Below are 23113 nucleotides of genomic sequence, written 5' to 3'. Positions count from 1 at the left end.
TTTTTACATTGCCTAAGAACTTAATGTCCCAAGCTTTTATGGCTTTTTAAAATTTGAAATTTTAGATCTTATTTCACGTGCGATTTAATCGATGTGTTAATAAAACAATGCTGGCATTCAACATGTACGATAATAAAATAAAATTGCAATTATGTTATTGCATGTTTTGTTTATTACTTAGAATAATACGATGGTTAAGATGAAATATATGACAAAGATAAATAATGACATTAAATTCAAGATGTTTACACCTTTTAGATCTTTTTTAAGCATTTTAAATCCTGTCACTTCGACATTACCGACTAAGAGTAATAAGACGATAAATACCCACCAATTCTCTTTTGGAAAACTCATCGTCGTTAATGCTAAGACGAATAATAACAACACACCCATAATAATTCTCAAAATGCGAGTAAATACAACTTCCATTTTAAAAATACTAATAAAACTAACAATTAGATAAAGTATTGCTAGTAAAATCAGATAAAATTGCATATGATAACTTCCTCTCCGTTTCAAAGGGTTCATGTAGTACAACAGCGTAGAAAACATAAATAGCAGTGTTGGGATAGATATGCGTGTATGTTGTTAATGAAACACTAAATCATAACACGACAACATCTTGTGATTCTAGATGTAATTGAGCGAAAAATAAAGCAATTCATCAATATAACGTATTCAGAGCAATGCTAGTCAAATTTATGTAACGAAAAGCATTTATTGCTTGAATGATAGATTATTAATCTTGCATTTGAGCGCGAACGTTTCTAATTTCATTTTCAATATCTTTAAGTTGACGAACAAGTGCGGAAGTATCTAAATTCAAAGATTCCCGTTTTTCTAAGTCACCTTGAAGACGAACATAATCATATTTAAGTTCGGCTAGTTGGTTTTCTAAAGACATACTATAACACTCCTTTGAAATATAATTAAGTGCATTTAATGTAGATTATAGCATGAAACAGTAGACTTCTAAAATATCTGTGGAGTATGTTAAAGTTATAAATTATGAAGATTATTGAAAGAAGGGATAACAGTGACAGAACAATTTACTATGATTATTTTATTAATTGCGCTTGGTTACTTTTTGAAGCGCATTAATTTTATAAAAGCAACAGATAGTCAAGTCATTGCTACATTAGTTCTTAATGTCACACTCCCATCTTTAGTTATTGTGAATTTAAACAGTGCAGAATTAAAATTGTCATTCTCCATTTTACCAATTTTAATGATTATATATGGTATTGTGGCGAAAATGATTGCTGTCTGGTTTTTTAGAAAATATGATAATCACATGCGTGGATCAGTAGGTATGATGACTGGTGCTATGAATATTGGATTGTTTGCATATCCACTAATTGAAGTGATATGGCCTAAAACGGGACTTATTTATTTTGGTATGGCTGATATAGGTGGTGCCTTTGTGATGTTTGGAATTACTTACTTTGTAGGTAGCTACTTTAGTGAAGGTAGTGATCAATTCGATTTTAAATATTTAGGTAAGAAATTATTACAGTCAGTGCCACTCGTTACATACATTGTAATGTTTATATTGAATATAAATCACATCCATTTACCACATGTGGCAATCGATTTCTTTAGCATACTTTCCCATGCAAATATGCCGTTATCAATGATTTTGCTAGGTGTTATGTTGAATTTTACTCTGGAAAGAAAGTATATACCTGCTACTATTAAATATTTATGTTTGCATTATGGATTAGCATTAGTTGCGGGATTGTTAGTACATGTGTTGTTACCGGTATCAGATGATATGATTAAGACGACATTGTTGGTCACTTGGATGTTCCCGGTTGGTGTCGCAATTATTTCTTATGGTATTCAGTTTAAATATCGAACACTGCCATTTATAGGTATGACGACCAATTTGACAATCATTATTAGTATCATTATTTTGTACGTGTATCAGGCAGTGTTTGTCTAGTTTACACATTTGAAAATAAAATCCATTTTAGTATTCGTAGAAAATGAGAGCCCCATTTACCACAACATGTAAATGCATATTGTGAAAAGGGGGCCTTTTATTTATGACATAGTTGTTCAACTCATACATTCAAGTTGATAATGCAGTGCGTTATGCAGCTATCCACTTCATATGTATGGCGCATACTTGATAAATGAATATCATCAAGATTTTAAAAGTATCGCTAATTTTAAAGTCTTAAAACGCATGATTAATGTCATGATGTGTTATTGCGTTTTGTTTTTAGAGCCACGTATTTCCTAGGACATATAGAGGAACATTCAACGTAAAATTCCCGAAAATTAATTTTAATCATTCTATAAGTGAATGGTTATTTTCAGAAGTGATTACATTTTTACGTTACATGAGTATTTAACTTTCTATTTCAAATTACCTAGAATTATAGCAGCTATCACGATAATAATAATACCTGCCCAAATACCCGTCATCTGACGACGATCTTTTCTTTCTCCTAAAATGAAAATACCACCTAATGTTGAAACGATAACAAGTAACTGTGATAATGAGAAACTTGTAGCTACACCAACTTTTGGTTGAGAATAGAACATGAACAAGTTACCAATTCCCCAAATCACACCTGGCAATAGATTAAGTGCTGTTGATTTAAGTGATGTTTTATGATTCATGGATAGGATAAAGCCACCAATTGCCATACCGACAGATTGGAAGAACAATGCATCAGTTCCACCAACACCAAAGATGTCACCAAGTACAACGAAACCTACATATCCAACTGTAGATACAATTAAAATACCCATTGCTTTTTTAAATTCAGGATTATCTGATTGACGTTCATTTTTGGCTTTAAGTGAAGTAAGTGCTACACCAGTAACTAATAATATCATGGCGATTAAACCAAAGATAATTTGAGTCATTGAAGACCATTCACCTAAAAAGATAACGCTGAATAATGTTGTACCAACTAATTGCATACCTGTAGAAACTGGCATAGTATTTGATACACCGATTAAACTAATAGATTTAAGCTGATTCGCTTGTCCAAACGCCCATAATGCACCAGAAATAAGACCGACAATAATTACAGTAGGATTATTGAATTTTGCGAAACCAGTAATAAGTAAACCTAATCCAACAATGAGTGCGCCTAGCGTCGTACCACGAATTTGGTTGTAAGGTCCACCGCCGACGAACACATTAATAAGAACGACACTTCCCCAGAATAAAGCAGGTAAAAGTGCGATTAAGAAATCAAGAAATTGCAAGACTACTCACTCTCCTATACTATTTATGCAAGTGCTCCCCTTAATTGACACTTGCATGTTATTGTAAAGCATTCTGCCCTAATAGTAAAAAACAACTACTTATAATTTTCAATATTTACAAAAAGTAGAAAAACCCACAATACATGCTAATGATGTACTGTGGGGTATTTGCTTGGTATTTTATTCAGGGATTGTTTGATCTTTTACGTTACGTGATTCGAATTTGAATTTAATGTACTCATAGTTGATATGGAAACCTAGACCATTAAATCGTTCGATGAGTTTATTATTTTTATTACGAATTTTAAAATAAACTTTTCTAATATCAAAATTATCAAAAGCATATTGCAATGCATACGCAAGCAACTCGAAAGCGATACCTTTCAAACGGTAATCTACATGAGAACTGAAGTATTTAATCTCGGCGATTGACTGTTGTGAATCAATTTCAAGGTATAAATAACCTTTAAGTAAACCTTCGCTAACAAATAAAAACAAATGATGATGGTCGTCTAAACTATCAATGATATCTTGCGGTGACTGTGCCTGATATTTAAATGTAGTTGTGTGTAATTTGCTGAAAGCACGATAAAACCCTTTGTGATAAGGAATGATATTTGGTTGGTGCATATCTTCTTCTAATCTTGTACGGGCTTCTATGTAATAGTCAGTGAAGTTATAACTTGCTTGAATAACTTTCATTAATGGTTTGTATTGTTGAATGCCTTCTTCAAAAGAAAAGTTAAAGACGGCATCGTCAGGTTGGTTCGAAGTCATTGCTTTAAATAGCGTTTCAAACGTATCGACAGATAATACATAATTGTCAGCCACGAATGGGCCTATGACTTTGAATTTATTTTTATCGTATGCAAAAGACAATATGATTGCTTTGATTGAATCGTTTTCTTTAATCGAAAATACACCAGGTGATTCAATCGCATCGGTTATTAATACATCTATTTCATTGTACTGTTGAGGAAGTTTATATAAGTATGATGCTGATTCATAATTCGAATGTTCAATGAACGATTTTATTTGTGTAATATCATATAACTGAACTATGCTCATGTCATTACCTCCGTACTTTTTGTTACTTTTATTATATAGTATTTCAACTGAAATGAAAGTTAATAGTGATATTAACATGTTACAATACATTTAACACCATTGAATTTAAATCAAAGATTAGTGGAATAGATGAAGCACGTTCGAAATAAAAGAACGTATGAGAAAGGATAATTTATGAAATCTTTAATATTAGCTGAAAAACCATCAGTTGCAAGAGATATTGCTGATGCTTTACAAATAAATCAGAAGCGTAATGGTTACTTTGAAAATAACCAATATATTGTCACGTGGGCGTTAGGTCATCTAGTGACAAATGCGACACCTGAACAATACGATAAAAATTTAAAGGAATGGCGATTAGAAGACCTTCCAATTATACCTAAATATATGAAAACTGTTGTTATTGGTAAAACAAGCAAACAATTTAAAACAGTAAAAGCGTTAATTTTAGATAATAAAGTGAAAGATATTATTATTGCAACAGATGCTGGACGAGAAGGTGAACTAGTTGCAAGATTGATTTTGGATAAAGTTGGTAACAAAAAGCCAATCCGTCGATTATGGATTAGCTCAGTTACTAAAAAAGCTATTCAACAAGGTTTTAAAAATTTAAAAGACGGTCGTCAATATAACGATTTGTATTATGCAGCGTTAGCGAGAAGTGAGGCAGATTGGATTGTTGGGATTAATGCAACGCGTGCACTAACAACAAAGTATGATGCACAGCTATCCCTGGGACGTGTTCAGACACCAACGATTCAATTAGTAAATACACGACAACAAGAGATTAATCAGTTCAAACCACAACAATACTTTACATTATCATTAACGGTAAAAGGGTTTGATTTTCAGCTAGAATCAAATCAGCGATATACCAATAAAGAAACTTTAGAACAGATGGTTAATAATTTGAAAAATGTCGATGGTAAGATTAAATCTGTTGCTACTAAACATAAGAAGTCGTATCCGCAATCACTGTACAATTTAACAGATTTACAACAAGATATGTATAGACGTTATAAAATTGGACCTAAAGAAACATTGAATACACTTCAAAGCTTATATGAGAGACATAAAGTCGTAACCTATCCAAGAACAGATTCAAACTATTTAACAACTGATATGGTAGATACTATGAAAGAACGTATTCAGGCGACGATGGCAACAACATATAAAGACCAAGCACGCCCATTAATGTCTAAAACATTTTCATCAAAAATGTCGATATTTAATAATCAAAAAGTATCTGATCACCATGCAATTATTCCTACAGAAGTGAGACCTGTCATGTCAGACTTAAGTAATAGAGAATTAAAGTTATACGATATGATTGTCGAGCGTTTTTTAGAAGCTTTAATGCCTCCGCACGAGTATGACGCGATAACTGTAACTTTAGAGGTTGCAGGGCACACATTTGTTTTGAAAGAGAATGTAACAACTGTTTTAGGTTTTAAATCTATTAGACAAGGTGAATCTATTACAGAGATGCAACAGCCTTTTTCAGAAGGCGATGAAGTGAAGATTTCAAAAACAAACATTAGAGAACATGAAACAACACCTCCAGAATATTTTAATGAAGGTTCGTTATTAAAAGCGATGGAGAACCCTCAGAACTTTATTCAATTGAAGGATAAAAAATATGCGCAAACTTTAAAACAAACAGGTGGTATCGGCACAGTTGCAACAAGGGCCGACATTATCGATAAATTATTTAATATGAATGCCATTGAATCAAGAGACGGTAAAATTAAAGTAACGTCAAAAGGTAAACAAATATTAGAATTAGCACCAGAAGAATTAACGTCGCCACTTTTAACTGCACAATGGGAAGAAAAATTACTTTTAATTGAACGTGGTAAATATCAGGCGAAAACATTTATTAATGAAATGAAAGATTTTACGAAAGATGTTGTAAATGGGATTAAAAATAGTGATCGTAAATATAAACACGATAATTTAACAACCACAGAATGCCCAACGTGTGGTAAATTCATGATTAAAGTTAAAACTAAAAATGGTCAGATGCTTGTGTGCCAAGATCCATCTTGTAAGACGAAAAAGAATGTACAGCGCAAAACAAATGCAAGATGTCCAAACTGTAAAAAGAAATTAACGTTGTTTGGTAAAGGGAAAGAAGCGGTATATCGTTGTGTTTGTGGACATTCTGAAACGCAAGCACATATGGATCAGCGTATGAAGTCTAAATCCTCTGGTAAAGTATCTCGTAAAGAAATGAAAAAGTATATGAATAAAAATGAAGGTTTAGACAATAATCCGTTTAAAGATGCATTAAAGAACTTGAATTTATAGATAAAATCGAACAAAGTTGAATCAGAAAAACGAAAAGTTCGCTTTTGGTATTGTTTTTTATTAAGAATGATATTAAACTATTAAGGTATTTTAAAAAAAGGAGCATCCATTCGTGAAAAACTATTTCCAGTTCGATAAATATGGAACAAACTTTAAAAGAGAAATCTTAGGCGGTATCACAACTTTCTTATCTATGGCCTATATTTTAGCAGTTAACCCGCAAGTTTTAAGTTTAGCAGGTGTTAAAGGCGTATCAGAAGATATGAAAATGGACCAAGGTGCCATTTTTGTAGCAACTGCATTAGCAGCATTTGTAGGCTCGCTATTCATGGGGCTAATAGCTAAATATCCAATTGCGTTAGCACCAGGTATGGGATTAAATGCATTCTTTGCATTTACTGTTGTGTTAACCATGGGTATTCCTTGGCAAGTTGGTTTAACAGGCGTTTTATTCTCAGGTATATTCTTTGCGATATTAACCGTCACAGGGTTTAGGGAAGTTATTATTAATGCAATTCCTTATCAAATGAAGATGGCTGTTTCAGCAGGTATAGGATTATTCATTACATTTGTAGGTTTACAAAGTTCGGGTATTATAGTTAAAAATGAATCTACATTAGTAACATTGGGACATTTAACTGATCCACCAGTACTTTTGGCGATATTCGGTATCGTTATTACAGTTATTTTATATGCAATTAAATTGCCGGGTTCTATCTTTATCGGTATGATCATCACAGCAATCGTTGGTATGTTCACTGGATTGATTCAAATGCCATCTGGTATTGTAGGTAAGATTCCAAGTATTGAACCAACGTTCGGTGCTGCATTTGAAGCGTTTAAAGACCCAAGTCAATTATTAACGATACAGTTCTTAATTGTTATTTTAACGTTCTTATTTATTGATTTCTTTGATACAGCTGGTACATTAGTAGCTGTTGCTACTCAAGCAGGTATTATGAAAGATAATAAATTACCAAGAGCTGGTAGAGCATTGTTCTCAGATTCTTTAGCTACGATTGTAGGATCAGTTTTTGGAACAACTACAACAACTTCTTATATCGAATCAACTTCAGGTGTTGCTGTAGGTGCTAGAACAGGATTTGCTAGTATCGTAACAGGTTGTTGTTTCCTATTAGCGCTGTTCTTTAGTCCGTTAATCGCTGTTGTAACAAGTGCAGTTACGACACCAGCTTTAGTGGTGGTAGGTGTATTAATGGCTGCAAACTTTGCTGAGATAAACTGGAAAAGTTTTGAAGTTGCAGTGCCAGCATTCATTACAATCATTATGATGCCTTTATCATACTCAATTGCAACTGGTATTGCGTGTGGATTTATTTTCTATCCAATTACAATGCTTATCTCTAAAAAACATAAAGAAGTACATCCGATAATGTATGTATTAATGGTACTATTCATTCTGTACTTCATATTTGTTCATGGTTAAATCCAGACACAAAAAACGACTGCCAATGATTGGTAGTCGTTTTTTCTTTGAAGTAAGGATAAAATAAGTAGCGAAATAACATAAAGCAATATTATGAATGTCTTTAAATATCCGATATAAATATACTTCTTTTAAAATTGTTGGACGTGTTTCTTCTATATTATATACCTAATTAAAAAGGTTTTAAGAATTATTCTCTATGTCCATCTTTGTATTGTGTGTAAATGACACGAGCATTTTTGTTAGGTATATAGGTTGGCGCTGATAATACAACTAGGACAAATAGGATCATTAGGAAAAATAAAATCCAATGAATCAAAATTCCTAAGAAGGGGATGATAGCTAAAAAACTACCTACTATACCAAATATTGGAATAATCGCTATAGGTCTAATCGCATTTTGTCTATTCACTAATAATATAATAGTAAGAATTAGATAAAGTAATGCATTAAAGAGTAAAGGCTGCCATCCAAAACTTAAAATAAACGTTGCACCTAAAAAAGGAATGCCATAGAAAAACTCACAAAGTATTAAAAAGATACCTATAAGTGCTAAAGATAATTTTGGTCCATTTTTCATATTCATTCACCACCGTTCTTATTACTAATTATATAGAATAATTTTCAATGATAATAATAAAATGATTCAAGGTACGAATTTACAATAAAGAAGGAAATAAAAAATATCTCGAAAATAGTTGAACTGACTAAGTATATAAAGTAAAATATAAAAGTATGTGTTAGACAGATAGAAAAATTATATGAAAAGCCTTGATTTATCGATGTTTTTCGTGTAATATAACTAACGTTGGACTTTAAGAAAAGCGATGAAGCGAAAGGTTACTGACACACCCGGCCGCTTTGCCATGGCGCTGTGTAAGATAGTTTTCGTGGAGAAGTCTATCACTAAATGTAGACGAATAAGGAGGGAAAATTATGGCAAAACAAAAAATCAGAATCAGATTAAAAGCTTATGATCACCGCGTGATTGATCAATCAGCAGAGAAGATTGTAGAAACAGCGAAACGTTCTGGTGCAGATGTTTCTGGACCAATTCCGTTACCAACTGAGAAATCAGTTTACACAATCATCCGTGCCGTGCATAAGTATAAAGATTCACGTGAACAATTCGAACAACGTACACACAAACGTTTAATCGATATTGTAAACCCAACACCAAAAACAGTTGACGCTTTAATGGGCTTAAACTTACCATCTGGTGTAGACATCGAAATCAAATTATAATAGACAATTTTAGGAGGTGGACTTTCGATGACCAAAGGAATCTTAGGAAGAAAAATTGGGATGACACAAGTATTCGGAGAAAACGGTGAATTAATCCCTGTAACAGTAGTAGAAGCTAAAGAAAATGTTGTATTACAAAAGAAAACTGTAGAAGTTGATGGATACAACGCAATCCAAGTTGGATTTGAAGACAAAAAAGCATACAAAAAAGATGCAAAATCTAATAAATATGCTAATAAACCAGCTGAAGGTCACGCTAAAAAAGCTGACGCAACACCTAAGCGCTTCATTCGTGAATTCCGCAATGTAGACGTGGATGCTTACGAAGTAGGTCAAGAAGTCTCAGTAGATACTTTTGTAGCTGGCGACGTTATTGACGTAACAGGCGTATCAAAAGGTAAAGGTTTCCAAGGTGCAATTAAACGCCACGGACAATCTCGTGGACCTATGTCACACGGTTCTCATTTCCACAGAGCACCAGGTTCTGTAGGTATGGCTTCAGATGCTTCTAGAGTATTTAAAGGCCAAAAAATGCCAGGACGTATGGGTGGAAACACTGTAACTGTTCAAAACTTAGAAGTAGTTCAAGTTGACACAGAAAACAAAGTTATCTTAGTAAAAGGTAACGTACCTGGACCTAAAAAAGGTTTAGTAGAAATCAGAACTTCAATTAAAAAAGGTAATAAATAATAAGAAGTGAAAGGAGGAAATGCATAATGGCTAATTATGATGTTTTAAAATTAGACGGAACTAAATCAGGTTCAATCGAATTAAGCGATGCAGTATTCGGTATTGAGCCAAATAATAGCGTTTTATTCGAAGCTATTAATTTACAACGTGCTTCATTACGTCAAGGTACGCATGCTGTTAAGAATCGTTCAGCAGTAAGCGGTGGCGGACGTAAACCATGGAAGCAAAAAGGAACAGGTCGTGCTCGTCAAGGTACAATCCGTGCTCCACAATGGCGTGGCGGTGGTATCGTATTCGGACCAACTCCAAGAAGTTATGCATACAAAATGCCTAAGAAAATGCGTCGTTTAGCTTTACGCTCAGCATTATCTTTCAAAGCTCAAGAGAATGGCTTAACTGTAGTTGACGCATTCAACTTCGAAGCTCCAAAAACTAAAGAATTCAAAAATGTATTATCTACATTAGAACAACCTAAAAAAGTATTAGTAGTTACTGAAAACGAAGATGTAAATGTTGAATTATCAGCACGCAACATCCCTGGCGTTCAAGTGACAACTGCTCAAGGTTTAAATGTTTTAGATATCACTAATGCTGACAGCTTAGTAATTACTGAAGCTGCTGCTAAAAAAGTTGAGGAGGTGCTCGGATAATGGAAGCAAGAGATATTCTTAAGCGCCCCGTAATCACTGAGAAATCTTCTGAAGCAATGGCTGAAGACAAATACACTTTCGACGTTGATACTCGTGTTAACAAAACACAAGTAAAAATGGCAGTTGAAGAAATCTTCAACGTAAAAGTTGCAAGTGTTAATATCATGAATTACAAACCTAAGAAAAAACGTATGGGCCGTTACCAAGGCTATACAAACAAAAGAAGAAAAGCGATTGTAACTCTTAAAGAAGGATCAATCGACTTATTTAACTAATAAAACAATTACCATTAAGGAGGTAAGCGACAATGGCTATTAAAAAGTATAAGCCAATAACAAATGGTCGTCGTAATATGACTTCGTTAGATTTCGCAGAAATCACGAAAACTACACCTGAAAAGTCATTATTAAAACCGCTACCGAAAAAAGCGGGACGTAACAACCAAGGTAAATTGACTGTAAGACACCATGGTGGTGGACACAAACGTCAATACCGTGTTATCGATTTCAAACGTAACAAAGATGGTATCAATGCAAAAGTTGATTCTATTCAATATGATCCAAACCGCTCAGCAAACATCGCTTTAGTTGTATATGCAGACGGTGAAAAACGATATATCATTGCTCCTAAAGGATTAGAAGTAGGTCAAATCGTTGAAAGTGGTGCTGAAGCTGACATCAAAGTTGGTAACGCATTACCATTACAAAACATTCCAGTTGGTACAGTAGTACACAACATCGAGCTTAAACCTGGTAAAGGTGGACAAATCGCTCGTTCAGCTGGTGCAAGTGCTCAAGTACTTGGTAAAGAAGGTAAATACGTATTAATCAGATTAAGATCTGGTGAAGTTCGTATGATCTTATCTACTTGCCGTGCTACAATCGGTCAAGTTGGTAACCTACAACACGAATTAGTTAACGTTGGTAAAGCCGGACGTTCAAGATGGAAAGGTATCCGTCCAACAGTTCGTGGTTCTGTAATGAACCCTAACGATCACCCACACGGTGGTGGTGAAGGTCGTGCTCCTATCGGTAGACCATCTCCAATGTCACCATGGGGTAAACCTACGCTTGGTAAGAAAACTCGTCGTGGTAAAAAATCATCAGACAAACTTATCGTTCGTGGACGTAAGAAAAAATAATATAATCAACTTATTTGGGTGTGCGGCTTAAAGCTGCACGCACATAATAAGAAGGGAGGCGCCCAAATGGCTCGTAGTATTAAAAAAGGACCTTTCGTCGATGAGCATTTAATGAAAAAAGTTGAAGCTCAAGAAGGAAGCAAAAAGAAACAAGTAATCAAAACATGGTCACGTCGTTCTACAATTTTCCCTAATTTCATCGGACATACTTTTGCAGTATACGACGGACGTAAACACGTACCTGTATATGTAACTGAAGATATGGTAGGTCATAAATTAGGTGAGTTTGCTCCTACTCGTACATTCAAAGGACACGTTGCAGACGACAAGAAAACAAGAAGATAATATCTATTAAGTAGAGGAGGACATCCTAATGGAAGCAAAAGCGGTTGCTAGAACAATAAGAATCGCACCTCGTAAAGTAAGACTAGTTCTTGACTTAATCAGAGGTAAAAATGCTGCTGAAGCTATTGCAATTTTAAAATTAACAAACAAAGCTTCATCACCAGTAATTGAAAAAGTATTAATGTCCGCTTTAGCTAATGCTGAACATAACTATGACATGAACACAGATGAATTAGTAGTTAAAGAAGCATATGCTAACGAAGGACCAACATTAAAACGTTTCCGTCCACGTGCGCAAGGTCGTGCAAGTGCGATTAACAAACGTACAAGCCACATTACAATCGTCGTAAGTGACGGTAAAGAAGAAGCTAAAGAAGCTTAATTAACTTTTAAGGAGGGAATACTGTGGGTCAAAAAATTAATCCAATCGGACTTCGTGTTGGTATTATCCGTGATTGGGAAGCTAAATGGTATGCTGAAAAAGACTTCGCTTCACTTTTACACGAAGATTTAAAAATCCGTAAATTTATTGATAATGAATTAAAAGAAGCATCAGTTTCTCACGTAGAGATTGAACGTGCTGCAAACCGTATCAACATTGCAATTCATACTGGTAAACCTGGTATGGTAATTGGTAAAGGCGGTTCAGAAATCGAAAAATTACGCAACAAATTAAATGCGTTAACTGATAAAAAAGTACACATCAACGTAATTGAAATCAAAAAAGTTGATCTTGACGCTCGTTTAGTAGCTGAAAACATCGCACGTCAATTAGAAAACCGTGCTTCATTCCGTCGTGTACAAAAACAAGCAATCACTAGAGCTATGAAACTTGGTGCTAAAGGTATCAAAACTCAAGTATCTGGTCGTTTAGGCGGAGCTGACATCGCTCGTGCTGAACAATATTCAGAAGGAACTGTTCCACTTCATACGTTACGTGCTGACATCGATTATGCACACGCTGAAGCTGACACTACTTACGGTAAATTAGGCGTTAAAGTATGGATCTATCGTGGAGAAGTTCTTCCTACTAAGAACACTAGTGGAGGAGGAAAATAATAATGTTACTACCAAAACGTGTAAAATATCGTCGTCAACATCGTCCTAAAACAACTGGTCGTTCTAAAGGCGGTAACTACGTAACATTTGGTGAGTTTGGTTTACAAGCTACAACAACGTCTTGGATCACATCTCGTCAAATCGAATCTGCTCGTATAGCAATGACACGTTACATGAAACGTGGTGGGAAAGTTTGGATTAAAATCTTCCCACATACACCATATACTAAAAAACCTTTAGAAGTACGTATGGGTGCTGGTAAAGGTGCGGTTGAAGGTTGGATCGCAGTTGTTAAACCAGGTAGAATTTTATTCGAAGTTGCTGGCGTTTCTGAAGAAGTTGCGCGTGAAGCACTACGTTTAGCAAGTCACAAACTTCCAGTAAAAACTAAGTTTGTAAAACGTGAGGAATTGGGTGGTGAAACAAATGAAAGCTAAGGAAATTAGAGACTTAACCACTTCAGAAATCGAAGAACAAATCAAATCTTCAAAAGAAGAGCTTTTTAACCTACGCTTTCAGTTAGCTACAGGTCAATTAGAAGAAACTGCACGTATTCGTACAGTAAGAAAAACGATTGCACGTCTAAAAACTGTTGCTCGTGAAAGAGAAATTGAACAAAGTAAGGCTAATCAATAATTAAGTAAGAGGAGGTTACAAAAGTGAGCGAAAGAAACGATCGTAAAGTTTATGTAGGTAAAGTTGTTTCAGACAAAATGGACAAGACTATTACAGTACTTGTTGAAACTTACAAAACACACAAATTATACGGTAAACGAGTAAAATACTCTAAAAAATACAAAACTCATGATGAAAACAATTCAGCTAAATTAGGAGACATTGTTAAAATTCAAGAAACTCGTCCTTTATCAGCAACAAAACGTTTTCGTTTAGTAGAGATTGTTGAAGAGTCAGTAATTATTTAATACAAGTTTAGAGATAAGGGAGGTTTAACTAATGATCCAACAAGAAACACGCTTGAAAGTAGCAGACAACTCTGGTGCTCGTGAAGTTCTTACAATCAAAGTATTAGGTGGATCTGGTCGTAAAACAGCAAACATCGGCGATGTTATCGTATGTACTGTTAAAAATGCAACACCAGGTGGCGTTGTTAAAAAAGGTGACGTTGTCAAAGCTGTAATCGTACGTACTAAGTCAGGTGTTCGTCGTAATGACGGTTCATACATCAAATTTGATGAAAATGCATGTGTTATCATCCGTGATGACAAAGGCCCACGTGGTACTCGTATCTTCGGACCTGTTGCTCGTGAATTACGTGAAGGTAACTTCATGAAAATCGTATCATTAGCACCAGAAGTACTTTAATTAATAACAACCAATACAAATAAGGAGGTGCCCACATGCATATCAAAAAAGGTGACAACGTTAAAGTTATCGCAGGTAAAGACAAAGGTAAAGAAGGTAAAGTAATTGCTACTCTACCTAAAAAAGACCGTGTCGTTGTGGAAGGTGTTAACATTATGAAAAAACACCAAAAACCAACTCAATTAAATCCTGAAGGTGGAATCTTAGAAACAGAGGCAGCAATCCATGTTTCTAATGTACAATTATTGGACCCTAAAACAAACGAACCAACTCGTGTAGGTTACAAATTTGTTGATGGTAAAAAAGTTCGTATCGCTAAAAAATCTGGCGAAGAAATTAAATCTAATAATTAATAACAAGTTGAAAGGAGGATCCCACTTTGAACCGTTTAAAAGAAAAGTTTAACACTGAAGTTACTGAAAACTTAATGAAAAAATTCAATTATAGTTCAGTAATGGAAGTACCAAAAATAGATAAAATCGTTGTGAACATGGGTGTAGGTGACGCAGTACAAAATTCTAAAGTATTAGACAATGCTGTTGAAGAATTAGAATTGATCACTGGTCAAAAACCATTAGTAACTAAAGCTAAAAAATCAATCGCGACTTTCCGTTTACGTGAAGGTATGCCAATCGGTGCGAAAGTAACACTTCGCGGTGAAAGAATGTATGAATTCTTAGACAAATTAATTTCAGTATCATTACCACGTGTACGTGACTTCCAAGGTGTTTCTAAAAAAGCATTTGACGGACGCGGTAACTACACTTTAGGTGTTAAAGAACAATTAATTTTCCCAGAAATCGACTATGATAAAGTAAGTAAAGTTAGAGGAATGGATATTGTTATCGTAACGACTGCTAACACTGATGAAGAAGCTCGTGAATTGTTAGCTAACTTCGGTATGCCATTCCGTAAATAATTATTTAAAGGAGGCTAATTAAGTGGCTAAAACTTCAATGGTTGCTAAGCAACAAAAAAAACAAAAATATGCAGTTCGTGAATACACTCGTTGTGAACGTTGTGGCCGTCCACATTCTGTATATCGTAAATTTAAATTATGCCGTATTTGTTTCCGTGAATTAGCTTACAAAGGCCAAATCCCTGGCGTTCGTAAAGCTAGCTGGTAATAAAAAAGAGTCTGAAAGGAGGCAACAATCAATGACAATGACAGATCCAATCGCAGATATGCTTACTCGTGTAAGAAACGCAAACATGGTGCGTCACGAGAAGTTAGAATTACCTGCATCAAATATTAAAAAAGAAATTGCTGAAATCTTAAAGAGTGAAGGTTTCATTAAAAATGTTGAATACGTAGAAGATGATAAACAAGGTGTACTTCGTTTATTCTTAAAATATGGTCAAAACGATGAGCGTGTTATCACAGGATTAAAACGTATTTCAAAACCAGGTTTACGTGTTTATGCAAAAGCTAGCGAAATGCCTAAAGTATTAAATGGTTTAGGTATTGCATTAGTATCAACTTCTGAAGGTGTAATCACTGACAAAGAAGCAAGAAAACGTAATGTTGGTGGAGAAATTATCGCATACGTTTGGTAATAAAAAATAAGGAGGTGCCATAACATGAGTCGTGTTGGTAAGAAAATTATTGACATCCCTAGTGACGTAACAGTAACTTTTGATGGAAATCATGTAACTGTTAAAGGTCCTAAAGGTGAATTATCAAGAACTTTAAATGAAAGAATGACATTCAAGCAAGAAGAAAACACAATTGAAGTTGTAAGACCATCTGATTCTAAAGAAGATAGAACAAACCATGGTACAACTCGTGCTTTATTAAACAATATGGTACAAGGTGTTTCTCAAGGATACGTAAAAGTACTTGAACTTGTTGGTGTAGGTTACCGTGCTCAAATGCAAGGTAAAGACTTAATCCTTAACGTTGGTTATTCTCACCCAGTAGAAATTAAAGCTGAAGAAAACATTACTTTCTCAGTTGAGAAAAACACAGTCGTTAAAGTTGAAGGTATTTCAAAAGAACAAGTTGGAGCATTAGCATCTAACATCCGTTCAGTAAGACCTCCAGAGCCTTACAAAGGTAAAGGTATTCGTTACCAAGGTGAATACGTTCGCCGTAAAGAAGGTAAAACTGGTAAATAATAGATAAACTCTAAAGAAAGGAGTATTGAAATGATCAGTAAAATTGATAAAAATAAAGTGCGTTTAAAAAGACATGCTCGTGTTCGTACTAACTTATCAGGTACAGCTGAAAAGCCACGTTTAAACGTATATCGTTCAAACAAGCATATCTACGCTCAAATTATTGATGATAATAAAGGCGTAACATTAGCTCAAGCTTCTTCAAAAGACAGCGACATTGCTACTACAGCAACTAAAGTTGAATTAGCAACTAAAGTCGGTGAAGCAATTGCTAAAAAAGCTGCTGACAAAGGCATTAAAGAAATCGTATTTGACCGTGGAGGATATTTATATCACGGACGTGTTAAAGCATTAGCTGAAGCAGCAAGAGAAAGCGGATTAGAATTTTAATTTAAAGGAGGGACAAATACATGGCTCGTAGAGAAGAAGAGACGAAAGAATTTGAAGAACGCGTTGTTACAATCAACCGTGTAGCAAAAGTTGTAAAAGGTGGTCGTCGTTTCCGTTTCACTGCATTAGTTGTAGTTGGAGACAAAAATGGTCGTGTAGGTTTCGGTACTGGTAAAGCTCAAGAGGTACCAGAAGCAATCAAAAAAGCTGTTGAAGCAGCTAAAAAAGATTTAGTAGTTGTTCCACGTGTTGAAGGTACAACTCCACACACAATTACTGGCCGTTACGGTTCAGGAAGCGTATTTATGAAACCGGCTGCACCTGGTACAGGAGTTATCGCTGGTGGTCCTGTTCGTGCCGTACTTGAATTAGCAGGTATCACTGATATCTTAAGTAAATCATTAGGATCAAACACACCAATCAACATGGTTCGTGCTACAATCGATGGTTTACAAAACCTTAAAAATGCTGAAGATGTTGCGAAATTACGTGGCAAAACAGTAGAAGAATTATACAATTAAGGAGGGAAAACTAGTTATGGCTAAATTACAAATTACCCTCACTCGTAGTGTTATTGGTCGTCCTGAAACACAACGTAAAACTGTTGAAGCTTTAGGTCTTAAAAAGACTAACAGTTCAGTAGTTGTTGAAGATAACCCTGCTATTCGTGGGCAAATCAACAAAGTTAAGCACTTAGTAACAGTAGAAGAAAAATAATCAAGGAGGTGCCGAAATGAAATTACATGAGTTAAAACCGGCAGAAGGTTCACGTAAAGAACGCAATCGTGTTGGACGTGGTGTTGCGACAGGTAATGGTAAAACAAGTGGTCGCGGACACAAAGGTCAAAAAGCTCGTTCAGGCGGTGGTGTAAGACCAGGATTTGAAGGTGGTCAATTACCATTATTCCGTCGTTTACCAAAACGTGGTTTTACTAACATAAATCGTAAAGAATATGCTATTGTTAACTTAGACCAACTTAATAAATTTGAAGATGGTACTGAAGTAACTCCAGCTTTATTAGTAGAATCTGGTGTTGTTAAGAATGAAAAATCTGGTATCAAAATACTAGGTAATGGTTCACTTGATAAGAAATTGACAGTGAAAGCTCATAAATTCTCAGCTTCAGCAGCAGAAGCTATTGATGCTAAAGGTGGAGCACACGAGGTGATTTAATGATTCAAACCCTTGTGAACTTCTTTAGAACAAAAGAGGTTCGTAACAAGATTTTCTTCACACTAGCAATGTTAGTAATTTTTAAAATAGGGACTTATATACCAGCTCCAGGAGTAAATCCTGCAGCTTTTGATAATCCCCAAGGTTCTCAAGGTGCCACTGAGTTATTAAATACTTTTGGTGGCGGAGCCTTGAAACGATTTTCTATTTTTGCAATGGGTATTGTACCCTACATCACTGCATCAATCGTAATGCAATTATTACAAATGGATATTGTCCCTAAATTCTCAGAATGGGCAAAACAAGGTGAAGTAGGTAGAAGAAAGTTAAATAACGTTACTCGTTATTTAGCAATTTCTTTAGCATTTATCCAATCTATAGGTATGGCATTCCAATTTAATAATTATCTCAAAGGTGCGCTGATTATCAATCAGTCAATTATGAGTTATTTATTAATAGCACTAGTTTTGACAGCAGGAACTGCTTTCTTAATATGGCTTGGTGATCAAATCACTCAGTTCGGTGTTGGTAATGGTATTTCTATTATCATATTTGCGGGTATTTTATCAACGTTGCCAGCCAGTCTAATTCAATTTGGACAAACTGCGTTCGTTGGGCAAGAAGATACATCATTAGCATGGTTGAAAGTATTAGGACTTTTAGTGTCACTGATACTATTAACTGTAGGTGCTATTTATGTACTTGAAGCCGTTCGTAAAATTCCGATTCAATATGCTAAGAAACAAACTGCTCAAAGATTAGGTTCACAGGCAACTTATCTACCTTTAAAAGTGAACTCAGCCGGTGTTATTCCTGTAATCTTTGCAATGGCGTTCTTCTTACTGCCTAGAACATTAACGTTGTTCTATCCAGATAAAGAATGGGCACAAAACATTGCGAATGCTGCAAATCCTTCAAGTAATGTTGGTATGGTTGTATATATTGTACTAATTATACTATTCACATACTTCTATGCATTTGTACAAGTTAATCCGGAAAAAATGGCTGATAACCTTAAGAAACAAGGTAGCTATGTTCCAGGCATTAGACCTGGTGAACAAACCAAAAAATATATTACTAAAGTTTTATATCGTTTAACTTTTGTAGGTTCTATCTTCTTAGCCGTTATTTCAATTCTACCGATATTAGCAACTAAGTTTATGGGATTACCACAATCAATTCAGATTGGTGGTACAAGTTTACTTATCGTTATTGGTGTAGCGATTGAAACAATGAAATCTTTAGAAGCTCAAGTATCTCAAAAAGAATATAAAGGCTTTGGTGGTAGATAATTTTAGGAGGGCACTTATGAATATCATTTTGATGGGTTTACCTGGCGCAGGTAAAGGAACTCAAGCAAGTGAAATTGTCAAGAAATTCCCAATACCCCACATTTCAACTGGTGACATGTTCAGAAAAGCTATAAAAGAAGAAACTGAATTAGGTAAAGAAGCTAAGTCTTATATGGACCGTGGCGAATTAGTTCCTGATGAAGTGACTGTAGGTATCGTTAAGGAAAGAATTTCTGAAGACGATGCAAAAAAAGGCTTTTTATTAGATGGCTTCCCAAGAACAATCGAGCAAGCTGAGGCATTAAATAATATTATGTCTGAGCTTGACAGAAACATTGATGCTGTCATCAATATCGAAGTTCCGGAAGAAGAATTAATGAACCGTCTTACAGGTCGTCGAATCTGTGAGTCATGTGGTACAACGTATCATCTTGTATTTAATCCTCCGAAGGTCGAAGGTATTTGTGATATCGATGGTGGTAAATTGTATCAACGAGAAGATGATAATCCTGAAACGGTAGCTAATCGTTTGAGTGTTAATATTAAACAATCTAAGCCTATTTTAGATTTCTATGATCAAAAAGGTGTATTGAAAAATATTGATGGTTCAAAAGATATTAGCGACGTTACCAAAGATGTCATTGATATTTTAGATCATTTGTAATAGATCAACTTTTAGCGGTCTATTTTAAGTGAGGCATGATTTAATCATATTAGATAGATGAGAGTGGCAATTAACGATAATTAATTCCCGTAATTTTTGTTTAACTTATAAAATTAATCACTGATAGATTCGTAACAATAAAGTTGTCTATTGACGATTACCTTACTATTGCAAAAAGGGGGAAGTTAATCAATGGCTAAACAAGATGTAATTGAATTAGAAGGTACTGTATTAGATACTTTACCGAACGCAATGTTTAAAGTAGAATTAGAAAATGGTCATGAGATTTTAGCTCACGTAAGTGGTAAAATCAGAATGAATTACATTCGTATTCTACCTGGCGACAAAGTAACTGTTGAGATGTCTCCGTACGATTTAACACGCGGAAGAATTACTTATCGTTATAAATAATCGTCACTCCATAATATAGGGAGGTATAAAAATGAAAGTAAGACCATCAGTAAAACCTATTTGCGAAAAATGTAAAGTCATTAAACGTAAAGGTAAAGTAATGGTAATTTGTGAAAATCCAAAACACAAACAAAGACAAGGTTAATAAAAGAGAGGTGTAAATTAATATGGCACGTATTGCAGGAGTAGATATTCCACGTGAAAAACGCGTAGTTATCTCATTAACTTATATATACGGTATCGGTACGTCAACTGCTCAAAAAATTCTTGAAGAAGCTAACGTATCAGCTGATACTCGTGTGAAAGATTTAACTGATGACGAATTAGGTCGCATCCGTGAAGTTGTAGACGGTTATAAAGTCGAAGGTGACTTACGTCGTGAAACTAACTTAAATATCAAACGTTTAATGGAAATTTCATCATACCGTGGTATCCGTCACCGTCGTGGTTTACCAGTTCGTGGTCAAAAAACGAAAAACAACGCGCGTACTCGTAAAGGACCAGTTAAAACGGTAGCTAACAAGAAAAAATAATAGGTAAAGGAGGCAAATTTTAAATGGCACGTAAACAAGTATCTCGTAAACGTAGAGTGAAAAAGAATATTGAAAATGGTGTAGCACACATCCGTTCAACATTCAACAACACTATTGTAACTATCACTGATGAGTTCGGTAATGCTTTATCATGGTCATCAGCTGGTGCATTAGGATTCAAAGGATCTAAAAAATCAACACCATTTGCAGCACAAATGGCTTCTGAAACTGCATCTAAATCAGCTATGGAGCATGGTTTAAAAACAGTTGAAGTAACAGTTAAAGGACCTGGTCCAGGTCGTGAATCAGCTATTCGTGCATTACAATCTGCAGGTTTAGAAGTAACTGCGATCAGAGACGTTACTCCAGTACCTCATAACGGTTGTCGTCCACCAAAACGTCGTCGTGTATAATTTATGATGGTATTGTTACAGGTCACTGAGCAAACATTTTAAATTAAGTCGACGTATATAAGGAGGATATTTAAATGATAGAAATCGAAAAACCTAGAATTGAGACAATTGAAATTAGTGAAGATGCTAAATTCGGTAAGTTCGTTGTTGAACCACTAGAACGTGGCTACGGTACTACACTAGGAAACTCCTTACGTCGTATCCTACTATCTTCATTACCAGGTGCAGCCGTTAAGTATATTGAAATTGAGGGAGTTTTACATGAATTCTCAGCAGTAGACAATGTAGTTGAAGATGTTTCTACAATTATTATGAACATTAAACAATTAGCATTGAAAATTTACTCTGAAGAAGATAAAACTTTAGAAATTGATGTACGTGATGAAGGCGAAGTAACAGCAAGCGACATTACACATGATAGTGATGTTGAAATTTTAAACCCAGAGCTTAAAATTGCAACAGTATCTAAAGGTGGTCACTTAAAAATTCGTCTAGTTGCTAACAAGGGTAGAGGTTACGCATTAGCAGAACAAAATAATACTAGTGATTTACCAATTGGTGTAATCCCTGTTGATTCATTGTATTCACCTGTTGAACGTGTGAACTATACTGTTGAAAATACACGTGTAGGTCAAAGCAGTGATTTTGATAAATTAACATTGGATGTTTGGACTAATGGTTCAATCACACCACAAGAATCAGTTTCATTAGCAGCAAAAATAATGACTGAACACTTGAATATCTTCGTTGGTCTTACTGATGAAGCGCAAAACGCTGAAATCATGATTGAAAAAGAAGAAGATCAAAAAGAAAAAGTATTAGAAATGTCTATTGAAGAATTAGACTTATCTGTACGTTCATATAACTGCTTAAAACGCGCAGGAATCAATTCTGTTCAAGAGTTAGCTGACAAATCTGAAGCTGACATGATGAAAGTGCGTAATTTAGGTCGTAAATCTTTAGAAGAAGTTAAATACAAATTAGAAGATTTAGGATTAGGATTAAGAAAAGAAGATTGATAAAGGAGGTTAACTCATGGGTTACAGAAAATTAGGTCGTACTTCTGATCAACGTAAAGCTATGTTACGTGACTTAGCTACATCACTTATTATTAGTGAACGTATTGAAACTACAGAAGCTCGTGCAAAAGAAGTTCGCAGTGTTGTTGAGAAATTAATCACTTTAGGTAAAAAAGGAGATTTAGCTTCTCGTCGTAATGCAGCTAAAACTTTACGTAATGTTGAAATCTTAAACGAAGATGAAACTACACAAACTGCACTTCAAAAATTATTTGGTGAAATCGCAGAGCGTTACACAGAACGTCAAGGTGGTTACACTCGTATCCTTAAACAAGGCCCTCGTCGCGGTGACGGTGCTGAATCAGTAATTATCGAATTAGTATAAGAATTTATATAAATACACTAACTACTTTTATATAAAGCAAATGAGTGCAACGATAATGTTTGCCACATACAAATATTGTCTAGCTCAGAGTACCCCATCAACTAAATAAAGATTTAAAGCGTGAACTCAACAAACTTATGATGGGGTGCGCGCTTTTTTATTGAATAAGATATCGGACTTATGAACAGAAATGTTTTTAAGTCCGATT

General features: G+C 34.9%; 39 protein-coding genes. 34 read left to right on the top strand and 5 right to left on the bottom strand.

Annotation, left to right across the window (positions count from 1 at the left end; all coding sequences use genetic code 11):
- Positions 1-177: 177 nt before the first annotated feature.
- Positions 178-495 carry a membrane stabilizing protein MspA gene (gene mspA / locus HMPREF3247_RS00455; RefSeq protein WP_001161085.1) on the bottom strand — a complete coding sequence of 106 codons (318 nt, stop codon included), beginning with the start codon at positions 493-495 and terminating at the stop codon, positions 178-180.
- Between the two features lie 244 nt (positions 496-739).
- Entirely contained in the window at positions 740-904 is a 165-nt protein-coding gene (locus HMPREF3247_RS00450) for an SE1832 family protein (protein ID WP_000051210.1), read from the bottom strand.
- A 132-nt stretch (positions 905-1036) separates the two neighbouring features.
- On the opposite strand from HMPREF3247_RS00450, the gene HMPREF3247_RS00445 reads away from it, so the two are divergent.
- Both HMPREF3247_RS00445 and HMPREF3247_RS00440 read left to right on the top strand, forming a co-directional pair.
- Positions 1037-1945: an AEC family transporter gene (locus HMPREF3247_RS00445; RefSeq protein WP_000139181.1), complete on the top strand. Its 909-nt coding sequence runs from the start codon at positions 1037-1039 to the stop codon at positions 1943-1945.
- Between the two features lie 171 nt (positions 1946-2116).
- Complete coding sequence (locus HMPREF3247_RS00440) at positions 2117-2248, top strand: hypothetical protein (protein WP_001792137.1); 132 nt, start codon at positions 2117-2119, stop codon at positions 2246-2248.
- 116 nt (positions 2249-2364) lie between these two features.
- On the opposite strand, the gene HMPREF3247_RS00435 is transcribed toward HMPREF3247_RS00440, so the two are convergent.
- Positions 2365-3228, bottom strand: a complete 864-nt coding sequence (locus tag HMPREF3247_RS00435) for a GRP family sugar transporter (protein ID WP_001159898.1) — start codon at positions 3226-3228, stop codon at positions 2365-2367.
- Positions 3229-3408: 180 nt separating this feature from the next.
- Positions 3409-4296: a GNAT family N-acetyltransferase gene (locus HMPREF3247_RS00430; RefSeq protein ID WP_000029536.1), complete on the bottom strand. Its 888-nt coding sequence runs from the start codon at positions 4294-4296 to the stop codon at positions 3409-3411.
- Between the two features lie 65 nt (positions 4297-4361).
- Here HMPREF3247_RS00430 and HMPREF3247_RS00425 point away from each other — a divergent pair, with 65 nt between their 5' ends.
- The 3 genes from HMPREF3247_RS00425 to HMPREF3247_RS00415 all read left to right on the top strand — a co-directional run bounded on the left by HMPREF3247_RS00425 (position 4362) and on the right by HMPREF3247_RS00415 (position 8053).
- Positions 4362-4445: a hypothetical protein gene (locus HMPREF3247_RS00425; RefSeq protein ID WP_031761989.1), complete on the top strand. Its 84-nt coding sequence runs from the start codon at positions 4362-4364 to the stop codon at positions 4443-4445.
- 25 nt (positions 4446-4470) lie between these two features.
- Positions 4471-6606: a DNA topoisomerase III gene (locus HMPREF3247_RS00420; protein WP_000838479.1), complete on the top strand. Its 2136-nt coding sequence runs from the start codon at positions 4471-4473 to the stop codon at positions 6604-6606.
- Between the two features lie 112 nt (positions 6607-6718).
- On the top strand, positions 6719-8053 hold the full coding sequence (locus tag HMPREF3247_RS00415) for a 6-thioguanine permease StgP (protein WP_000800700.1): 1335 nt from the start codon (positions 6719-6721) through the stop codon (positions 8051-8053).
- 190 nt (positions 8054-8243) lie between these two features.
- Here the strand turns inward: HMPREF3247_RS00415 and HMPREF3247_RS00410 are convergent, their stop codons facing one another.
- Positions 8244-8633, bottom strand: coding sequence for a hypothetical protein (locus HMPREF3247_RS00410; RefSeq protein WP_000788443.1), 390 nt, complete (start codon positions 8631-8633; stop codon positions 8244-8246).
- 356 nt (positions 8634-8989) lie between these two features.
- Between HMPREF3247_RS00410 and rpsJ the strand changes: the two genes are divergently transcribed.
- From rpsJ to rplQ, 29 genes are all read left to right on the top strand, one after another.
- Complete coding sequence (rpsJ, locus tag HMPREF3247_RS00405; protein ID WP_001118667.1) at positions 8990-9298, top strand: 30S ribosomal protein S10; 309 nt, start codon at positions 8990-8992, stop codon at positions 9296-9298.
- Between the two features lie 27 nt (positions 9299-9325).
- Complete coding sequence (gene rplC / locus HMPREF3247_RS00400) at positions 9326-9988, top strand: 50S ribosomal protein L3 (RefSeq protein WP_000160218.1); 663 nt, start codon at positions 9326-9328, stop codon at positions 9986-9988.
- 26 nt (positions 9989-10014) lie between these two features.
- Positions 10015-10638: a 50S ribosomal protein L4 gene (rplD, locus tag HMPREF3247_RS00395; protein WP_000024827.1), complete on the top strand. Its 624-nt coding sequence runs from the start codon at positions 10015-10017 to the stop codon at positions 10636-10638.
- Positions 10638-10913, top strand: coding sequence for a 50S ribosomal protein L23 (gene rplW / locus HMPREF3247_RS00390; protein WP_000388082.1), 276 nt, complete (start codon positions 10638-10640; stop codon positions 10911-10913). Before rplD ends, rplW begins: the two co-directional genes overlap by 1 nt.
- A 32-nt stretch (positions 10914-10945) precedes the next feature.
- Positions 10946-11779 carry a 50S ribosomal protein L2 gene (gene rplB / locus HMPREF3247_RS00385; RefSeq protein ID WP_000985472.1) on the top strand — a complete coding sequence of 278 codons (834 nt, stop codon included), beginning with the start codon at positions 10946-10948 and terminating at the stop codon, positions 11777-11779.
- A gap of 66 nt (positions 11780-11845) precedes the next feature.
- On the top strand, positions 11846-12124 hold the full coding sequence (gene rpsS, locus HMPREF3247_RS00380; protein ID WP_064129924.1) for a 30S ribosomal protein S19: 279 nt from the start codon (positions 11846-11848) through the stop codon (positions 12122-12124).
- Positions 12125-12152: 28 nt separating this feature from the next.
- A complete protein-coding gene (rplV, locus tag HMPREF3247_RS00375) occupies positions 12153-12506 on the top strand; it encodes a 50S ribosomal protein L22 (protein WP_000387527.1) in 354 nt (117 codons plus the stop codon).
- 23 nt (positions 12507-12529) lie between these two features.
- A complete protein-coding gene (gene rpsC, locus HMPREF3247_RS00370) occupies positions 12530-13183 on the top strand; it encodes a 30S ribosomal protein S3 (protein ID WP_000529877.1) in 654 nt (217 codons plus the stop codon).
- A gap of 2 nt (positions 13184-13185) precedes the next feature.
- The gene (gene rplP / locus HMPREF3247_RS00365; RefSeq protein WP_000926310.1) at positions 13186-13620 is read left to right on the top strand and encodes a 50S ribosomal protein L16; all 435 of its coding nucleotides are present in this window, start codon (positions 13186-13188) and stop codon (positions 13618-13620) included.
- Positions 13610-13819, top strand: coding sequence for a 50S ribosomal protein L29 (rpmC, locus tag HMPREF3247_RS00360; RefSeq protein ID WP_000644737.1), 210 nt, complete (start codon positions 13610-13612; stop codon positions 13817-13819). The genes rplP and rpmC overlap by 11 nt, the downstream gene beginning before the upstream one ends.
- A gap of 23 nt (positions 13820-13842) precedes the next feature.
- Positions 13843-14106, top strand: coding sequence for a 30S ribosomal protein S17 (gene rpsQ, locus HMPREF3247_RS00355; protein WP_000004086.1), 264 nt, complete (start codon positions 13843-13845; stop codon positions 14104-14106).
- Positions 14107-14137: 31 nt separating this feature from the next.
- Positions 14138-14506 carry a 50S ribosomal protein L14 gene (gene rplN / locus HMPREF3247_RS00350; RefSeq protein WP_000615921.1) on the top strand — a complete coding sequence of 123 codons (369 nt, stop codon included), beginning with the start codon at positions 14138-14140 and terminating at the stop codon, positions 14504-14506.
- Between the two features lie 35 nt (positions 14507-14541).
- Positions 14542-14859, top strand: a complete 318-nt coding sequence (gene rplX / locus HMPREF3247_RS00345) for a 50S ribosomal protein L24 (protein WP_000547687.1) — start codon at positions 14542-14544, stop codon at positions 14857-14859.
- Positions 14860-14885: 26 nt separating this feature from the next.
- The gene (gene rplE / locus HMPREF3247_RS00340) at positions 14886-15425 is read left to right on the top strand and encodes a 50S ribosomal protein L5 (protein ID WP_001080824.1); all 540 of its coding nucleotides are present in this window, start codon (positions 14886-14888) and stop codon (positions 15423-15425) included.
- A 22-nt stretch (positions 15426-15447) separates the two neighbouring features.
- Entirely contained in the window at positions 15448-15633 is a 186-nt protein-coding gene (locus HMPREF3247_RS00335; protein WP_001140799.1) for a type Z 30S ribosomal protein S14, read from the top strand.
- A gap of 31 nt (positions 15634-15664) precedes the next feature.
- Positions 15665-16063, top strand: coding sequence for a 30S ribosomal protein S8 (gene rpsH / locus HMPREF3247_RS00330; protein ID WP_000178881.1), 399 nt, complete (start codon positions 15665-15667; stop codon positions 16061-16063).
- Between the two features lie 24 nt (positions 16064-16087).
- Positions 16088-16624 carry a 50S ribosomal protein L6 gene (gene rplF / locus HMPREF3247_RS00325; protein WP_000091975.1) on the top strand — a complete coding sequence of 179 codons (537 nt, stop codon included), beginning with the start codon at positions 16088-16090 and terminating at the stop codon, positions 16622-16624.
- Between the two features lie 30 nt (positions 16625-16654).
- Entirely contained in the window at positions 16655-17014 is a 360-nt protein-coding gene (gene rplR / locus HMPREF3247_RS00320) for a 50S ribosomal protein L18 (RefSeq protein WP_000623881.1), read from the top strand.
- 20 nt (positions 17015-17034) lie between these two features.
- Complete coding sequence (gene rpsE / locus HMPREF3247_RS00315) at positions 17035-17535, top strand: 30S ribosomal protein S5 (protein ID WP_000113851.1); 501 nt, start codon at positions 17035-17037, stop codon at positions 17533-17535.
- 16 nt (positions 17536-17551) lie between these two features.
- Positions 17552-17731, top strand: a complete 180-nt coding sequence (gene rpmD / locus HMPREF3247_RS00310; RefSeq protein WP_001096577.1) for a 50S ribosomal protein L30 — start codon at positions 17552-17554, stop codon at positions 17729-17731.
- A 16-nt stretch (positions 17732-17747) separates the two neighbouring features.
- Positions 17748-18188, top strand: coding sequence for a 50S ribosomal protein L15 (gene rplO, locus HMPREF3247_RS00305; RefSeq protein WP_000766074.1), 441 nt, complete (start codon positions 17748-17750; stop codon positions 18186-18188).
- A complete protein-coding gene (secY, locus tag HMPREF3247_RS00300; protein WP_000616784.1) occupies positions 18188-19480 on the top strand; it encodes a preprotein translocase subunit SecY in 1293 nt (430 codons plus the stop codon). Before rplO ends, secY begins: the two co-directional genes overlap by 1 nt.
- 16 nt (positions 19481-19496) lie before the next feature.
- On the top strand, positions 19497-20144 hold the full coding sequence (locus HMPREF3247_RS00295) for an adenylate kinase (RefSeq protein WP_001021468.1): 648 nt from the start codon (positions 19497-19499) through the stop codon (positions 20142-20144).
- A gap of 192 nt (positions 20145-20336) precedes the next feature.
- Positions 20337-20555: a translation initiation factor IF-1 gene (gene infA / locus HMPREF3247_RS00290; RefSeq protein ID WP_001118443.1), complete on the top strand. Its 219-nt coding sequence runs from the start codon at positions 20337-20339 to the stop codon at positions 20553-20555.
- 31 nt (positions 20556-20586) lie between these two features.
- Complete coding sequence (rpmJ, locus tag HMPREF3247_RS00285; RefSeq protein WP_000868342.1) at positions 20587-20700, top strand: 50S ribosomal protein L36; 114 nt, start codon at positions 20587-20589, stop codon at positions 20698-20700.
- A 22-nt stretch (positions 20701-20722) separates the two neighbouring features.
- Positions 20723-21088: a 30S ribosomal protein S13 gene (rpsM, locus tag HMPREF3247_RS00280; RefSeq protein WP_000090796.1), complete on the top strand. Its 366-nt coding sequence runs from the start codon at positions 20723-20725 to the stop codon at positions 21086-21088.
- A gap of 23 nt (positions 21089-21111) precedes the next feature.
- Positions 21112-21501, top strand: coding sequence for a 30S ribosomal protein S11 (gene rpsK / locus HMPREF3247_RS00275; protein ID WP_000101625.1), 390 nt, complete (start codon positions 21112-21114; stop codon positions 21499-21501).
- 74 nt (positions 21502-21575) lie between these two features.
- Positions 21576-22520, top strand: coding sequence for a DNA-directed RNA polymerase subunit alpha (locus HMPREF3247_RS00270; RefSeq protein ID WP_000569649.1), 945 nt, complete (start codon positions 21576-21578; stop codon positions 22518-22520).
- A gap of 16 nt (positions 22521-22536) precedes the next feature.
- Positions 22537-22905 (top strand): 50S ribosomal protein L17, encoded by a 369-nt coding sequence (gene rplQ / locus HMPREF3247_RS00265; RefSeq protein ID WP_000542274.1) that lies wholly within the window; start codon positions 22537-22539, stop codon positions 22903-22905.
- Positions 22906-23113 lie beyond the last annotated feature (208 nt).

Source organism: Staphylococcus sp. HMSC36A10, from assembly GCF_001838845.1.
GTDB lineage: Bacteria > Bacillota > Bacilli > Staphylococcales > Staphylococcaceae > Staphylococcus > Staphylococcus aureus.
Note: the sequence above shows the minus strand (reverse complement) of the source record. Positions and strands in the feature narration are given on the sequence as shown.

What these genes read in the sequence shown, in the direction of transcription:
- rpmD (WP_001096577.1), top strand. Translation starts at nt 17,552, where the DNA reads ATGGCTAAATTACAAATTACCCTCACTCGTAGTGTTATTGGTCGTCCT.
- HMPREF3247_RS00295 (WP_001021468.1), top strand. Translation starts at nt 19,497, where the DNA reads ATGAATATCATTTTGATGGGTTTACCTGGCGCAGGTAAAGGAACTCAA.
- HMPREF3247_RS00440 (WP_001792137.1), top strand. Translation starts at nt 2,117, where the DNA reads ATGTATGGCGCATACTTGATAAATGAATATCATCAAGATTTTAAAAGT.
- rplQ (WP_000542274.1), top strand. Translation starts at nt 22,537, where the DNA reads ATGGGTTACAGAAAATTAGGTCGTACTTCTGATCAACGTAAAGCTATG.
- rpmC (WP_000644737.1), top strand. Translation starts at nt 13,610, where the DNA reads ATGAAAGCTAAGGAAATTAGAGACTTAACCACTTCAGAAATCGAAGAA.
- rpsS (WP_064129924.1), top strand. Translation starts at nt 11,846, where the DNA reads ATGGCTCGTAGTATTAAAAAAGGACCTTTCGTCGATGAGCATTTAATG.
- HMPREF3247_RS00430 (WP_000029536.1), bottom strand. Translation starts at nt 4,296, where the DNA reads ATGAGCATAGTTCAGTTATATGATATTACACAAATAAAATCGTTCATT.
- rpsJ (WP_001118667.1), top strand. Translation starts at nt 8,990, where the DNA reads ATGGCAAAACAAAAAATCAGAATCAGATTAAAAGCTTATGATCACCGC.
- rplO (WP_000766074.1), top strand. Translation starts at nt 17,748, where the DNA reads ATGAAATTACATGAGTTAAAACCGGCAGAAGGTTCACGTAAAGAACGC.
- rpsE (WP_000113851.1), top strand. Translation starts at nt 17,035, where the DNA reads ATGGCTCGTAGAGAAGAAGAGACGAAAGAATTTGAAGAACGCGTTGTT.
- HMPREF3247_RS00420 (WP_000838479.1), top strand. Translation starts at nt 4,471, where the DNA reads ATGAAATCTTTAATATTAGCTGAAAAACCATCAGTTGCAAGAGATATT.
- rplD (WP_000024827.1), top strand. Translation starts at nt 10,015, where the DNA reads ATGGCTAATTATGATGTTTTAAAATTAGACGGAACTAAATCAGGTTCA.
- secY (WP_000616784.1), top strand. Translation starts at nt 18,188, where the DNA reads ATGATTCAAACCCTTGTGAACTTCTTTAGAACAAAAGAGGTTCGTAAC.
- rplC (WP_000160218.1), top strand. Translation starts at nt 9,326, where the DNA reads ATGACCAAAGGAATCTTAGGAAGAAAAATTGGGATGACACAAGTATTC.
- rplW (WP_000388082.1), top strand. Translation starts at nt 10,638, where the DNA reads ATGGAAGCAAGAGATATTCTTAAGCGCCCCGTAATCACTGAGAAATCT.
- rpsM (WP_000090796.1), top strand. Translation starts at nt 20,723, where the DNA reads ATGGCACGTATTGCAGGAGTAGATATTCCACGTGAAAAACGCGTAGTT.
- HMPREF3247_RS00270 (WP_000569649.1), top strand. Translation starts at nt 21,576, where the DNA reads ATGATAGAAATCGAAAAACCTAGAATTGAGACAATTGAAATTAGTGAA.
- rplB (WP_000985472.1), top strand. Translation starts at nt 10,946, where the DNA reads ATGGCTATTAAAAAGTATAAGCCAATAACAAATGGTCGTCGTAATATG.
- rplP (WP_000926310.1), top strand. Translation starts at nt 13,186, where the DNA reads ATGTTACTACCAAAACGTGTAAAATATCGTCGTCAACATCGTCCTAAA.
- rplF (WP_000091975.1), top strand. Translation starts at nt 16,088, where the DNA reads ATGAGTCGTGTTGGTAAGAAAATTATTGACATCCCTAGTGACGTAACA.
- rplN (WP_000615921.1), top strand. Translation starts at nt 14,138, where the DNA reads ATGATCCAACAAGAAACACGCTTGAAAGTAGCAGACAACTCTGGTGCT.
- rpsH (WP_000178881.1), top strand. Translation starts at nt 15,665, where the DNA reads ATGACAATGACAGATCCAATCGCAGATATGCTTACTCGTGTAAGAAAC.
- rplR (WP_000623881.1), top strand. Translation starts at nt 16,655, where the DNA reads ATGATCAGTAAAATTGATAAAAATAAAGTGCGTTTAAAAAGACATGCT.
- infA (WP_001118443.1), top strand. Translation starts at nt 20,337, where the DNA reads ATGGCTAAACAAGATGTAATTGAATTAGAAGGTACTGTATTAGATACT.
- rplV (WP_000387527.1), top strand. Translation starts at nt 12,153, where the DNA reads ATGGAAGCAAAAGCGGTTGCTAGAACAATAAGAATCGCACCTCGTAAA.
- rpmJ (WP_000868342.1), top strand. Translation starts at nt 20,587, where the DNA reads ATGAAAGTAAGACCATCAGTAAAACCTATTTGCGAAAAATGTAAAGTC.
- HMPREF3247_RS00450 (WP_000051210.1), bottom strand. Translation starts at nt 904, where the DNA reads ATGTCTTTAGAAAACCAACTAGCCGAACTTAAATATGATTATGTTCGT.
- HMPREF3247_RS00410 (WP_000788443.1), bottom strand. Translation starts at nt 8,633, where the DNA reads ATGAAAAATGGACCAAAATTATCTTTAGCACTTATAGGTATCTTTTTA.
- rpsK (WP_000101625.1), top strand. Translation starts at nt 21,112, where the DNA reads ATGGCACGTAAACAAGTATCTCGTAAACGTAGAGTGAAAAAGAATATT.
- mspA (WP_001161085.1), bottom strand. Translation starts at nt 495, where the DNA reads ATGCAATTTTATCTGATTTTACTAGCAATACTTTATCTAATTGTTAGT.
- rplX (WP_000547687.1), top strand. Translation starts at nt 14,542, where the DNA reads ATGCATATCAAAAAAGGTGACAACGTTAAAGTTATCGCAGGTAAAGAC.